This is a genomic window from Microscilla marina ATCC 23134 (assembly GCF_000169175.1).
GTDB lineage: Bacteria > Bacteroidota > Bacteroidia > Cytophagales > Microscillaceae > Microscilla > Microscilla marina.
In genome coordinates this window covers 34,877-50,116 of record NZ_AAWS01000009.1, presented here as the reverse complement: position 1 = coordinate 50,116, position 15,240 = coordinate 34,877, and the positions used below count along the sequence as shown (strand labels likewise).

6 protein-coding genes and 1 other RNA gene are annotated in these 15,240 nt (G+C 39.2%); 5 read left to right on the top strand and 2 right to left on the bottom strand.

What is annotated here, in order from left to right:
* Positions 1-114: 114 nt before the first annotated feature.
* Entirely contained in the window at positions 115-597 is a 483-nt protein-coding gene (locus M23134_RS37800; protein ID WP_085986335.1) for a c-type cytochrome, read from the bottom strand.
* Positions 598-1,364: 767 nt separating this feature from the next.
* Here M23134_RS37800 and M23134_RS09615 point away from each other — a divergent pair.
* The 3 genes from M23134_RS09615 to M23134_RS09605 all read left to right on the top strand — a co-directional run bounded on the left by M23134_RS09615 (position 1,365) and on the right by M23134_RS09605 (position 7,397).
* On the top strand, positions 1,365-3,347 hold the full coding sequence (locus M23134_RS09615) for an OmpA family protein (protein ID WP_004155444.1): 1,983 nt from the start codon (positions 1,365-1,367) through the stop codon (positions 3,345-3,347).
* Positions 3,348-3,481: 134 nt separating this feature from the next.
* Positions 3,482-4,690, top strand: a complete 1,209-nt coding sequence (locus tag M23134_RS09610; RefSeq protein WP_004155442.1) for an AIR synthase related protein — start codon at positions 3,482-3,484, stop codon at positions 4,688-4,690.
* Positions 4,691-4,889: 199 nt separating this feature from the next.
* Complete coding sequence (locus M23134_RS09605) at positions 4,890-7,397, top strand: DUF5686 family protein (protein ID WP_157558418.1); 2,508 nt, start codon at positions 4,890-4,892, stop codon at positions 7,395-7,397.
* A gap of 59 nt (positions 7,398-7,456) precedes the next feature.
* Here M23134_RS09605 and M23134_RS09600 read toward each other — a convergent pair whose 3' ends face one another.
* Positions 7,457-12,523, bottom strand: a complete 5,067-nt coding sequence (locus M23134_RS09600; protein WP_004155439.1) for a hypothetical protein — start codon at positions 12,521-12,523, stop codon at positions 7,457-7,459.
* 326 nt (positions 12,524-12,849) lie between these two features.
* On the opposite strand from M23134_RS09600, the gene rnpB reads away from it, so the two are divergent.
* An RNA gene (gene rnpB / locus M23134_RS37875) (RNase P RNA component class A) lies at positions 12,850-13,254 on the top strand.
* A 245-nt stretch (positions 13,255-13,499) separates the two neighbouring features.
* Complete coding sequence (locus tag M23134_RS09595) at positions 13,500-14,681, top strand: sigma-54-dependent transcriptional regulator (protein ID WP_004155437.1); 1,182 nt, start codon at positions 13,500-13,502, stop codon at positions 14,679-14,681.
* Positions 14,682-15,240 lie beyond the last annotated feature (559 nt).

The window sequence follows — 15,240 nt, the reverse complement described above, 5'->3', positions numbered from 1 at the left end:
TATCAAATATTCCACTTTACCCCCAACAACAGGTATTTAAGCGGAAAAACTGAGTTCATTATTATAAGAAGGTTGAATAAGTAAACAACCTTTTGCGTGAATAATGCCACAGGTTTAATCTTTTATCCTGGGCAATTTATCTAAAGAAATGTAGGGCTTATCACCTCGGTTTACATTGGCTATATAGAACAACAGGGCATGCATGTCTTTGCCCTTGTAACTGAAGCTTTGCATGGCAGTTTTGTTATATTCATTGTACAATTTCACAGCATAAGGGTCACCATCGGCAATCATTTTTTGCGAATTATGAATCCAACGCATCACCCAATCTACACTGCGCCTTTCAAATATACCTTTTAAGCCAGGTCCTACTGTGCGTTCACTACTGGTAGTATGACATGGCAAACAACTATTATTATACAGTCTTTTTCCTAGGTTATACACTTGAGTCAAACTATCTGGTTTTTGTACTTTAGATACACCAGGGCTATTGTTGGTGGTGTTTTTAGTTTCTTGAGACGACGGTCCAGAGGTACAAGCCGTCGCATAAAGTATAATAAAAAGTAAAGTAATTGGTAATAAGTTGACCTTCTTCATGAGGTTTATGGGTTTAAATAAAAGCAGATTGTTTACTCTAACAATATACATCTTTTGCTCAATATTTTTTATATTAGGGAAGCCTACTCTTTTGTCCTGCCTTAAGGGTGTCCAGAGAAATTATACAGCCACTTTTTTAAAGCAAAACCAATGTTCCTACACCTAATGTATATCTTTTAATGACTCTCTGGGAAATAAAGCATTGGATGGACAATTCAAAAATAACTATTGCTTTAGAAAAGGAGTTTGGTACAATGTAGAAGGCTCATACAAACTGCCCCATAAGGAGTAAAATTGTTTAGAAGCCTACTTACCTTCAGAGCAAAACTCTTGGAAAGGTCAAAAAATTAGGAAAGTAAAATAATGCTTTATGAGTGTTCATTTTACGAATTTCAATAACTTTGCCTAAGAAATTTACTGGCTTGGTGCCCCTATAAGGCAAAAGCTACGTAATGTATTTTCAGAACCACCACAAAACATAAGAGAAAAAATAGTGGTTTTACTACTACTCTAGACTCTTAGGAATGGTGAAAAAATAAATTTCTATAGTTTACAAAATATTTTGAAGCTAGACGCTGCACGGCAATATCCAGTGGATATTGAGCGAGCTTGAGGGATGGTCGGCTAATAGCAGCGCTATTCGGCTATTTTTTAACAAAGTATAGCAACAAAAGATGAGGTTAAGAATGTAAATTTATTTTGGAAGCATTCCTTAGAAAAGTAAATATTAAATTATTTATAAATTTTGCCCAAATCAAAATAATACTATGAACAAGATCAAGCACAAAATAATTGTAATGGGGTGCCTGTTAGCCTCATTAGGCTTTGTGACGAGCTGTAGTTCTAACTTTAAGCTTGGCAAAAAAAAATATGATCTTCATGAATACCACGAAGCCATCAAATATTTTGAAAAAGCTGAAGCCTCAGGACACCCCAAGAAAGAAACACATTTTTATATTGCTGAGTCTTACCGTATGTCAAACCAAATGCGTAAAGCACTCCCTTTTTACCAAAAAGCTATAGAGGCTCGCTCACGCGAAGATGAAGCACGCTTTCATTATGCTGAATGCCTTAAGTTTATGGGTAAGTACAAAGAAGCGCATGTATTGTATGAAAAATATGCCAAAACAGGCAAAAACTATAAGCTGAGAAAAAAAGCCCGTACAGAGATAAAAAACCTGGAAAAGCTCGAAAGTATGGTAAAAGAAGAGCACCATTATACCGTTACTAATTGTGAGGGGCTCAACACTAAAAGTGCTGAATTTTCTCCAATGATCCATAAAGGTAAAATGGTATTTACCTCAGCCAGAAAAGAGACTGTATTCAAAGGCAATGGGGCTGCTTACTTAGGTATTTACGCCCACGACTTTAACCATCCTACCAAATTTACTGGTGAAGCAAAGCTATATGAAGATGACATTCACCACGAAACCGAACACGATGCATCGCCTACTTTTGCCCGTAATGGCTCGTTTATGATTTTTGCCCGAAGTGGCAACAAGAAAAAAGGCAGACGAACCACTGATTTGTTTATTTCACGCCGTCAGGCAGATGGCACTTGGGGAGAAGCTGAATTGCTTGAAATTAGTTCAGACAAAGCCTGGGATGCTTGCCCCTCTATCTCACCTGATGGCAAACGTTTGTATTTTTCGTCTGACCGCAAAGGAGGTGCTGGTGGAAATGACATCTGGGTAGCCAACTTAACATCCTCGGGAAGGGCTTATGGAGTCCGGAATGTGGGCAGACAAATTAACACTAATCACAGCGAAAAGTTTCCTTATGTAGATAACAAAGGTAAGCTTTATTTTTCGTCTACCGGGCATTGGGGTTTAGGGGGACTAGACCTGTTTGTTGCCACTCGCCGAAACGGTAAAGTTGAGGTGAAAAATATGGGAGTACCCTTTAACTCCCCTGCCGATGATTTTGGTATTATTTACAATACTGACTCTACCGGTTATTTTTCGTCTGACCGTGAAGGTGGCAAAGGTGGAGATGATATTTATCATTTCTTAGACCAAACTCCTAAAACTAAAACATTCAATTATTTTCTTGCCATTGATGTAGCTGTAGAAGATACTGTAACTCAGGAAGATATTCCATTGCCAGGCTCTAAAGTAGAAGTATATGAAGGTACCATTGCCAGCATAAAAAAAGGGAGCAAGCCAATCCATATCTTTACAGCAGATGCCAAAGGACACGTCAAGGAGTTTCCAGTAAAAGTAAAAACTGATTATGTAATTAAAGCTGGCAATAATGTAAGCAAGGTACAATACATTACCAACGAGGAAGAGTATAGTATGTTGGGACGTGAAGCTGACCAGGATGATCCCAAATACAAAAAAGCTGTCAACGATATTCATTTACAAACCACTGTGTACCTTAAGCCAGTATTGGGTTATGAGTTTGAGGCCATTATCTTTTATGATTTTGCCCGTTGGGAAATTCGCCCGGATGCAGCCAAAGAGTTAGACGAGCGAGTACTTACTTTCTTGAAAAACAACCCAAAACTTATTGTAGAACTAGGCTCTCATACTGATGCCAGGGGTACAGATCAAAACAACCTGATCCTTTCGCAGAAACGCGCTAAGTCAGCGGTAGATTATTTAATCTCAAAAGGGATTGATCCTGACCGTATCAAAGCTAAAGGTTATGGAGAGACTGACTTAAAAATAAAAGAAGCCAAAACCGAAGAAGAACACCAGGCAAACCGTCGTACTACCGTCAAAGTACTTGGTATAATGAGCGAATAAAATCGAGTGAATATTCTGAAAATTTATAATGCTGATGAGCACAAGGTGGTTCATCAGCATTTTTTTTTGTGTGCTAAAGTCCCGAACTTGCCACTGTTTTCGTAAAGTTCATCATTAGCATCATTAAATTTATTATGAGATACGACCAAAGAGGGGTTTCGGCCTCTAAAGAAGATGTGCACAACGCCATCAAAAATATAGATAAGGGTTTGTACCCAAAGGCTTTTTGTAAAATCATTCCTGATATTATTGGAAGAGATGAGGCTTTTTGTAACATTATGCACGCTGATGGGGCAGGGACTAAATCATCGCTTGCCTACCTCTACTGGCGCGAAACGGGTGACTTATCGGTATGGAAAGGCATTGCACAGGATGCATTGGTCATGAATATAGATGATTTGTTATGTGTAGGCGCCACTCAGGATATTTTAGTATCCTCTACTATTGGTCGTAACAAAAACCTGGTACCTGGTGAAGTAATTGCAGAAATTATCAATGGTACTGAAGAGTTTTTAGCCCTCTTGCGTGAACACGGCTTGATGGCGTATAGTACTGGTGGTGAAACAGCTGATGTGGGCGATTTGGTGCGCACTATCATCGTTGATAGTTGTGTAACGGCACGTATGCGTCGGGCGGATGTAATTAACAATGACCGTATAAAACCGGGTAACGTCATTGTAGGGCTTGCTTCGTTTGGTAAAGCTACTTATGAGTCGGTGTATAATGGAGGCATGGGTAGCAATGGACTTACTTCGGCTCGTCACGATGTATTTAACCACGTTCTGGCAAGTAAATACCCTGAAAGTTTTGACAATGCCATTGCCGACAATTTGGTATACATAGGACAATACAACCTAAATGATGCTATTCCTGCACAGTTTCATCAAGCAAACAATAACAGTTTTGCCCACGATCAACTGTCTACCTTAGATATAGGCAAACTTGTACTTTCTCCCACTCGTACTTATGCCCCCATTATGCAGGCAGTATTTGCAGAACACCGTACCAAAATAGATGGAATGGTACACTGTAGCGGTGGTGGACAAACCAAGATTTTACACTTTATTGACCAATACCATATTATCAAAGACAACCTGTTTGAAACCCCGGCATTGTTCCAAATCATTCGTGAAGAAAGCAACACCCCATGGAAAGAGATGTATAAGGTGTTTAATATGGGGCATCGTATGGAGTTATATACAGATGAAGCTACTGCCAATGCTATTATCAAAATAGCCCATTCATTTGAAGTAGACGCACAAATTATAGGAAGAGTAGAGCCTAGTCCTACCCCTCAATTGACCATTGTCACCAATGAAGGTAATTTCGAATACACAAAATAACCTTCATTTTTTACTATTTGCCTGATAAACTTGTAAATTTGCAGCTTTCGAAAACTATCTTTGGTACAGAAATCGTTGAGTCTTGATTATGAACAGGTTAAATGTTCACTTTCGAACTTGATAAAACTTACAGAGGGAAAACTATTCAAAATAAAAAAGTAATAAGTCTCCTCTATACCAGATGTAACACTTGATGTTTATGTTACGAGTAATTGTGTCTTTGAAGGCATTTTTCACCACTATTCTCATAGTGCTGTTTGCAACTTTATCAGGCATTGGTCAATCTCTTATCATTACAGGTAAGGTAATCAATGCACAAGATAATGCTCCTTTGTCTTTTGTCAATGTACTGATAAACAATAACGCCAAAGGAACTACTACCAACATTGATGGCTTCTTTTCTATTACTATACAGGAGTCTGCCCTCAAAAAAATGAGTTTTAATTATGCAGGCTTTGCCCCTTTTGTATACCATGTCAAAACCAAGGCTGACCTAAAGCCTCTTCGCCGACAACTCATCATCAAGCTCTACCAGAGTACCAACCAACCTTTGCAAAGCACCGTTGCCAATAACAACAGCCCAGCAAGTGCCATTATCAAACGAGTATACCAAAACCGTAAACGAAATAACCCCCAAAACCTCAAGTCTTACAGGTATAATGCATACCACAAATTTTATATCAATCTCAAAAATAAGATTCCAGCACAAACAGCCGCCGAGGTAGACTCATCGAATACACTGGACAGTACCGAAAAACGGTTGGCACACTACCTTAGAAAACACCACTTGTTTTTGAGCGAAGCGGTTACCCAACACCAATATATTTTTCCTAATTACTACAAAAAAACCCTTCAGGGAAACCGTATTTCTGGCGTACAAAACCCTGTATTCTTAAGCATTGATCAACGTTTACAACCTTTTTCATTTTATAAAACACATATCAATGTATTTGGAAAAAAATACCTCAACCCTATTAGTCACAATAGTGATAGAAAATACAGTTTTGAAGTTAGTGATACTTTGTTTATAGGTGAAAACAGCATTTATGTCATTCATTTCTACCCTTTGCCTGACAAAAACTTTGAAGCACTCAAAGGTGTACTTTATATCAACACTAAGTACTATGCCATTCAAAATGTGGTATTTGAACCCGTAGACCAATACCAAAGCACAAGTTTCCGTATTCAGCAAGAGTACCACCTGTTAAAGGATAAATACTGGTTTCCGGTACAGTTAAGTGCTAACATCATTTTTCATAAGAAAAAACTGGGTGAACGCCCTATGGTAGGCACCCTGCGTACTTTTCTGAAAGACATCGAGCTTTATCCACCTCTGAGACCCAGAGATTTTTCAAAAATAACTTATGAAGTAGCAGCAAAAGCGAATAATCAAACACCAGACTTTTGGAAAAATCAACATCAGGCTCACCCTTTGAACCCTAAAGATACCCTTACCTACACCTATATAGACAGTGTAAGTAACCATCGCCTCTTCAATGGTTTGGCAACCACCTTGGAGCTGGCTACTTATGACAAACTTAGCTATAGATCACTCGATTTTAAGGTCAGTGAAATGATTCAATACAATGGTTATGAAGGCATTCGTTTAGGTGCTCATTTTAGTACTAATGAAAAAATCTCTGAAATTTTTAAAGGGACAGGGTATATTGCTTATGGTACCAAAGATGGGGCTTTTAAATACGGGGCTTCAATGAGCATTCAAAATATTTTCAAACGTTTTGATCCACAACTAGGCATTTACTTTAGCCAAGATGTAACAGAACCCGCTGGCTTAAACCTGCTGGCTCCTGAACGTTGGTCGCTAAACGGGGTGTTGCGCCAGGCATTAATTACAAGAATGGATAAAGTGAAAACCTTAGGAGCATACATCAAAGTTCGTCCTTTCAGGAATTTACAGTTATTGGCAGGCTTCAAAAATCAACAGATTGAACCTACTTATCACTATGAATACCTAAGTAACACCATAAATTCTCCTGACAATACCCCTACTGCTCTCAATGAGTTTAACATAAGCGAAATAACGCTTGGTTTGCGCTATGCCTATCGTGAGTCTTTTATGAAAAAAGATCATCATGAAGTATACCTAGGTAGTCAATATCCGGTAGTTCAGTTTAACTACAAACGAGGGTTACCCAATGTATTAAACAGTGAATTTGACTACTATAAAATAGAAGGACAAGCAGCCTACAGTTTTTGCTTGCCAACCACCGGAACCACTAGCATTCGCCTACAGGCAGGAATGATACAAGGGGAAGCTCCTTATCCTTTACTTTACAACGGACGTGGAGGTCTTACCCAATTACCTCTCAGGGTAGATCATAGTTTCCAGGTAATGGGGTTGTATGAATTTGTCTCTGATCGTTTTTTTAACGCTTTTATTTCTCAAAACCTGGGGCGTTTGCTATATAGAAGCAATACTACTTGGTTTCAGCCAGAATTAATATTAATACAAAATATTGGTTTTGGAACGTTGACAAACGCAGATCGTCACCAAATGCTAGACTTTAAAACAATGGAACAAGGCTATTTTGAAAGTGGAGTATTGCTTGACAAACTCTTGCGTATCAACTATTATCAAGTAGCTAACTTAAATATAGGTACTGGAGTTTTTTATCGTTATGGTGCCTACACAAAAAAAGGTTTGGAAAACTTTGCCCTTAAAGTAACTTTAGGCTTATCATTTTAACATATATTTTATTTTCACGGGGTAATTTTTCAAACCACTCCGTGAAAATAAATGCTTTCTTAGTTACTCACCACAAAATTAGCCCGTAATACTTTCTTGCCCATTTTCATTTCTATATGATATAAACCCTCTGCCAACGGAGTAGATGGTAACAATCGAACTACCTGAGTTCCTTGCGGCTTTATTGCCACTTCTTGTTGATGAACAATGGCTCCTTGTACACTATAAATGATCGCTTGACAAATCTCTTTATGTTGAATTCCTTTAAGTTGTAACTGAATATTCTTACCACTGGCAGGGTTAGGCACTACCAACAAATCAGCTTTATCTGCCAGCGTGGTATTCAAGCTTTTAACAGGTGAGTAACCATAGGTATTGTCTTTGTTAAATTGAGCGATACGGTAATAAGAAATGCCTTCATGGGGCTGTTTATCAATCCACTGATAAGTGTTAGTCAAATCTTGAGCATTGATTTTTGCCAAGGCATAATAACTTACTCCATCTTGTGAACGCTCTATAGAAAAATACTTCGCTTGATGCCCACCTTGCAATACCCAATCTAAGTATGCTTGCCCCATATTAGGAGTCACTTTAAAGTTCAAAAAGCTTACAGGTAGAGGCATAGTAGCCATAGAGATTACGTGAGGAGAAAAGTCGGTAATGTTTACCGCTGTAACAGCACCTATGCCCGTAGCGGTGCCAGTAGAATAGTTTAAATAAGGCGAATCCCAATCGCCAATGGTGGCATTGTAGTGTTGAATGGCTAACTGGACAGCAGGAGTAGGCAATGTATTCTCACTTCCTCGATACGACAAGGTAATATCTGCCCCTGGAGCAGGCAAAGGGTCTACTGATGAGCTAATGTCCCACCAACGATCTACCACCAGAGTAGCATCTGCTCCTGAAATTCCAGTGAGGTTTACTCCGGGCACCAAAGGCAAGTTATTAACCCCTGTTCCCCTCGTAGAAATAGAAACGGTAGTATTTGTGTTGGTTTTCTTGTCAAAGGTAACAGGAATATACTCTGCTGCGGAAACCCCAAAAGGAAAAACATAAGAAGCTACATTGGTACCAGTGTACCAACTTACAATACTTTGATTGGTACCTACTACAGCTTCGCTGTTAATGAAACCATTGCCAATGCGTACCAATGCAGTAGGTAAAGCATTGTTTATAGACAACTTGTTTTGGTTCAGCCCTAACTCGACACTGTTCAGAGTCAGTATATTATTGACCTCTATGGCTGCTCCCAAAGTAATGGTTTGATTGATTGCTTCAAGCTGAAGGTTATAAAAAGCAGAAGGGCTGGTACCACCTATCATTTCATCATGGGTACTTTTAAAGCGTACAGTACTATTATTCAAGCTCAATACCCCTCCGTTGTTCATCCAACTTCCGTGTACATCTAGCATATGAGTTCCGCTGATAGCAAAGTTAGCCCCACTTTCTATAGTCAGGTTTTTACATAACGCCCCATTGCCATTGATCACAGGCCAATTGGCCACACCTGCCCCCGGAATAATCACATTAGTGGTAGCATCAGGCACATTTTCACACCAATTCAAAGAGTTAAACCAGTCATTATTAAACTCCCCTGTCCAAATAACTGTAGTGGCTGAAGCCACCGAAAAACCAATATTTAAGCCTCCGTGTGAACCACCTACTCCTTCTTTAATCAAAAACTCTACTTTAGAAGTAGGCAACAGCAAACCTGTCCAAACACCTACATGACTATCGCAACAATCGCCATGAGAAAAAACCGTTACTCCATCTATTCTAAGTTCACAGTAATCATCATGGTTAGGAATGTCTATTCGATAAGACCCACAAGGGAAGTTTGTTCTTTTATATACATAAGAGTGATTATCAGCTGGCACCTCACACCCAATATAACCTGGCGCATTAGAGGGGGTAGTATAAGCATTCCATTTAGACCTGGTATCAAAACTTAAGCTGGTTTCTTCATAATGTCCGTTTAACTTGTCAAACTCTTTGCCCTCGTAGCAGAACACATTCCATTGACCATCACCATATTCAGTACCAGTAAGCGTAGGCGCCTTTACAACTATAGTTACTTGGGCGTCTTTGGTACTACAGTTATTACTTCCAGTAACTGTATAGGTGGTAGTAGTAGCAGGGGTAGCAGTTACTGAGTTTCCTGTGGTTGCACTCAATGTAGCATCGGTTGCCCAACTATAAGTATTGGCTCCACTTGCGGTTAAGGTCACCGACTCCCCCTTACATATAGTAAGCATAGACGCCGTTACTTGAGTAGTAGTCAATGGATCGACTGTAATATTAATCGTTCGTGTAAGCTGACAACCCGTCACGGGATCAGTAGCTGTACAAGTAATGATACGTGCTCCATTAGATCCTGCCTTGGCAGTAGCTACTACGGCATTGCCAGTAGTAGTGCTTAAATCAATATAGGTGGCATCGGTAGACCAGGTAATGTTGGTACCACTCAGCGAGGCAGTTAAGGTAGATGAAGTAGTTTCGCAAATGGTTACATCAGGAGAAGTAATGCTCAAAGTAGAAGATAAATCAGTAAATGTAAGCCCTCCATGACTACCTCCGTTAAACTCTCGACAGCGTAGTTCTACTGTAGATGTAGGACCTAAAAACCCCTTCCAAACATCGGTATGAGAATCGCAACAACCCTCATGATTAAATATTTCTACTCCGTCAATCCAGAGTGAGGCATAATCATCATGATTGGTTATATCTAGTTGGTAATAACCACAAGTAAAGTTAGTTCTTTTATAACTAATAGAATGCTGATCGTCAGGCAATGTACAGCCAGTATATCCTGAGGCAAGCGAAGGGTTAGCATTCAAGTCCCAACGATTCCTGGAATCAAAACTTAAATCAGACTCAACATACATTCCATAATAATTTTGGAAATCATTGCCATTATAACAATACACATTCCATTGACCATCGCCAAATACATTAGGGTTTTGTGTACCTCCCACAGTGACAGTTACTGTAGTAGAGCCTGTGGTACATCCATCATAACCAGTCACTGTATAAGTAGTGGTAGAGGTAGGCGAGGCAGTTACTACCCCTCCAGTAGTAGCACTTAAACCTGTAGCAGGTGACCAAGTATAAGAACTGGCTCCACTAGCGGTCAAAGTAACTGATTGTCCTCCACAAATAGCAGGGGTAGCAGGAGTAACTGTGACTCCCACTAACGTACTCATTTGCACTGTAATCTGGTCAGTCAAGGTACAACCATCTTTAGTAGCTGTTACAGTATAGGTAGTAGGGCTGGATACAGTGGCAGTAACCGTAGCACCAGTAGTAGAGTTTAAACCCGCAGCGGGTGACCAGGAATAAGTTGCGTCAGGATCATAAGTAGCTACCAAGGCTACCGGAACATTGGCACAAACCGATGGGGCAGGCATTTGCACCAAATCAAGCTTGGTAAAAGTCAATTCACCAGCTGAAGCCCCCCCTCCTTCTTTCCAACGAAACTCTACAGTAGAATTAGGTCCCAACATACCTGTCCATACATTGGTGTGCCCATCTCCCCAACCATCGTGTGTGGCCACTTCTACACCATTGATGTATAACCAATACTGATCGTCATGCAGGGGTACATCTAATTGATAAAACCCACAATCAAAATTAGTACGCTTATAGCTCACTGCATGATTATTTACCCAAATAGTACAACCATTATAACCTGAAGCATTGGAAGGTGTATCATATAACCCCCAGCGATCAGAAGATTTAAAACTAAGGTTGGGTTCGGTATACATTCCCTCTAATGAAGCAAAGTCTCCGCTATAACAGTATACATTCCAGGCTCCATTACCAAACACACTGGCATCAGTTATTGGGCTCCCGACATTTACTGTAAACGTTTGCGTGGTGGTTATACCACAACCATTGTCACCAGTGACTGTATAAGTAGTAGTGGTAGCAGGGCTAGCTATCACGGTATTACCCGCAGTATTATTTAAGCCAGTAGCAGGCGACCAAGAATAAGTGTTGGCACCTGTGGCAGTCAAAGAAGTAGATTCGCCAGCGCAAATAGTAGCATTGGTAGCAGTAATAGAAACTGTAGGTGTATTTGAAACCGTGACAGTAATGTCTTTGCTTTCGCTACAGCCTGTTGTAGGATCAGTGGCAGTTACAGTATAGGTAGTAGTAGTTGAGGGGGTAACAGTAACATTCTTTCCGGTAGTAGTATTCAAGTCAGTAGCAGGCGACCAGGTATAGTCCATTCCTGTAATAGCTTCAGAAGCAATGCTCAAATTAGCCGATACACCTACACATACTGCTGGATTGGGCGAAAGTGTAAATGTATTTTGAAAATCATTATTTTTTACCAATTCAAAGTTAAGGTAACCATTGCCATAGTACTCGGCATAGCGTACTTCTACTTCTGAGTTGGGGCCTAAGTATCCGTCCCATACCTTGCCTAGGTTTTGGCAACAAGTGGTGGTGCTTAACACTTGCACCCCGTTTACATATATTTCTAGTTTATCATCATAGCCAGTCACATTCATTTGATACTTTCCACAAACAAAATTGGTACGCTTAAAGCTTACCGAGTGATTGTTGTCAGGTACATCACCACAAGCTACAAATGAGCCGTAGTTATCAGGAGACTGATGTATGGGATAATAGTCAACGGTGTTGATGCCTAAATCTGACCCTGTCTGAAAGTACCCTACATAAGTATTCCAATTGTTGTCAAGGTAAGTATGTCCATACCAAAACCCATCACCAAATAAAGCTGGGTCTCCCGAAGCAGTTTGTACCCCAAAAGCACCGGAAGCTGACCCTATGATTACAGGGTCGTTGCTGACTACCCGAACCTTATAACCTGTTCCAGCCAGTGTAGAAGTAGGTAGCGTGGCAAATGTAGAATTGGCAGAAGTTCCTACAAGGGAGCCAATGGTAACTGGGGACGAAAAATCGCCACTGGCGTCAGACAATTGGATGCTAAATGCATTACCAGAATTGAAAGCGCCTGTAATTGAAAAGTGGACACTGATGGTTTGCCCTGCACAAAAGGGAAAGCCTGAAACGTTGTGGGTAGTAATGGTTTGTGCCTGAATGCCTGAATAAGCTATAACCCACAGGATTATAGTGGTTAGTTTAAATTTCATCATTATTATTCGTACTATGCTTTGTCGCAGTGTAAATGCGTATTATTACCCAAAGGTAAGTCGAAAAAGTAATATTTCAGGCAGTTTGAGGTAGATTTTAGACCACTGACGCTTTAAATAGTATAAATACCGCTTTATTAACTATGAACCTTTATAACTAATTTTAATAGAAAAAACCAAAGAAAAATTACTGGCTCATCGATACTTTTCGTCACTAATCACGTATGTAATCGAGCCGATGGTATTAAGAAAAAGGGCTGGATTAAATAAAAAACAGGTTGAATCAATGCCGTATTTTCTCAGAAATACATTAAATTTACTTAATAGAATTTGCAAGTAACCTTATCGCTTCCTAATAATATTGGGAAGAGGAAAGTCCGGGCAACACAGAGCATCGTACTTCCTAACAGGAAGGCTTTTGATGGGTTAAATCATTAAAAGACAGAAAGTGCCACAGAAAATATACCGCCTTGAGCAATCGAGGTAAGGGTGAAATGGCGAGGTAAGAGCTCACCGCGTTTTGGGTAACTAAAACGGCAGGGTAAACCTTACGAGTTGAAAGACCAAATAAGCAGGCATTGTAGAGTTGGTAAACATCAACCTCTACTGAAGGGCGGCTCGTCTTAGTTTGTGGGTAGGTCGATGGAGTTTTTCTGCAAAGAAAGGCCTAGATAAATGATAGGGATTTTGGGAAACCAAAAAAACAGAACCCGGCTTATAAACTTGCATTTTCTTTATTTTATCAATATTTTTTTTATATTGGCGTTTGAACATTAAGAATGGGCAAAAGTTACTTTAAGCCGTTCTTAGGAATGAGTTTAAAAACAAGATGTCAGCTTTTAGACTAAAATTTTTCCTGTATTAAGATGGGACAGGATTATATATTCATTCCACTTTTAAAATAACAGGCATAATAATTTTGTAAGGGTTTGTGCTTGCAAACCATCACCGCACTTAATAGCAGATTACACATAGAATTATGGCGAAAATCTTAATCATTGATGATGAAAAAAGTATACGGTACACACTACGCGATATCTTAGAGTATGAGAAGTATGAAGTGGACGAAGCCAAAGATGGCGAAGAAGGCTTTGAAATGCTCAAAAAAAACGACTATGATGTAGCATTGTGTGATATTAAAATGCCTAAAATGGATGGTATTGAGGTGCTTGAAAAAAGTGGCTCATTAGGCAAAGATACTCAATTCATTATGATTTCTGCCCACGGCACTATCAAAACTGCTGTAGAGGCTACCAAACTTGGCGCGTTCGATTTTATTCAAAAACCACCCGATTTGAACCGCTTATTACTATGTGTAAGAAACGCTCTCGATAAGTCGAACCTGGTAACTGAAACCAAGGTACTCAGACGAAAAATCTCTAAAACTTATGATATTGTAGGAGAATCAGAAGCTATTCAACGTGTAAAAGAAGACATTGAAAAAGTAGCCCCTACCGATGCCCGTGTACTAATTACGGGACCTAATGGCTCTGGTAAGGAGTTGGTGTGTAAATGGCTACATGCTAAGAGTTATCGTGCTGATAAACCTTTGATTGAAGTAAACTGTGCTGCTATTCCAAGCGAACTAATTGAAAGTGAGCTTTTTGGGCACGAAAAAGGAGCCTTTACCTCCGCAGTAAAACAACGCATTGGAAAATTTGAAAGAGCCAATGGAGGTACGTTATTTTTGGACGAAATTGGAGATATGAGCCTTTCAGCACAAGCTAAAGTGCTCAGAGCACTACAGGAAGGTAAAATCACGAGAGTGGGTGGTGACAAAGAAATAAAAGTGAATGTTCGTGTAATAGCTGCCACCAACAAGAATCTGCTGAAAGAAGTAGAAGAAAATAATTTTCGCTTAGACCTTTATCATCGTTTGGGTGTCATTCTTATTCATGTACCACCATTGGTAGAGCGTCGAGACGACATTCCACTACTTATAGACAAGTTTTTACAGGATATAGCCAACGAATATGGTGCAGCGTCTAAAAAAATGGATGCTGATGCCTTAGAATACCTGAAAGGACTGGATTGGAAAGGGAATATTCGCGAATTACGAAATGTAGTAGAACGTTTGGTAATTATGAGCGGCGAAAAGAAAGAAATAGCTGAAAAAGATGCTCAAATGTATACTTCGGTTACACAATACGAAAACCAGTAATACAAATTACTTTTTTAAAATATTAATAAGCCATTTCTGGTATATCAGAAGTGGCTTTTGCTTTTAGAGTCCTGTTTAAAAATTAGCTTATTGTCTTCTTTTCAATAGTGAAACAGCGCTCCGAACTTGATTCAGAGAATTTATAAACTCGCTAATGCTTGTTATAACCTGACTAAAAAAGTGATTTTTAACTTCGAAGACAAAGTTTAAGCATAACTCATCTCGTCTTTTAATAATGAGCTGCAAATATTGAAGCCAATGAACAAAAGCTATAATTTTCGCAAATAGTCAAAAAACAAAAACGAGTTTATACTCTTATACCTTCCCACAATTATACATATTACGTAACGAAGTCCCCTATACTATTTCATTAAGGTCTGTTAAGCAACTGTTAATTCAGTCATTAAATAATCTTTACTTACACAAGGCATTTTATCACAATAAATAATCACATATTTCTTTTGTTAGCACATTTATTAAGAAACAAAAACATACTTTATTATAATAATCATATAAAAAATTACTTAAACACAAAAAAAAGAAACTAAATTAAATGTAA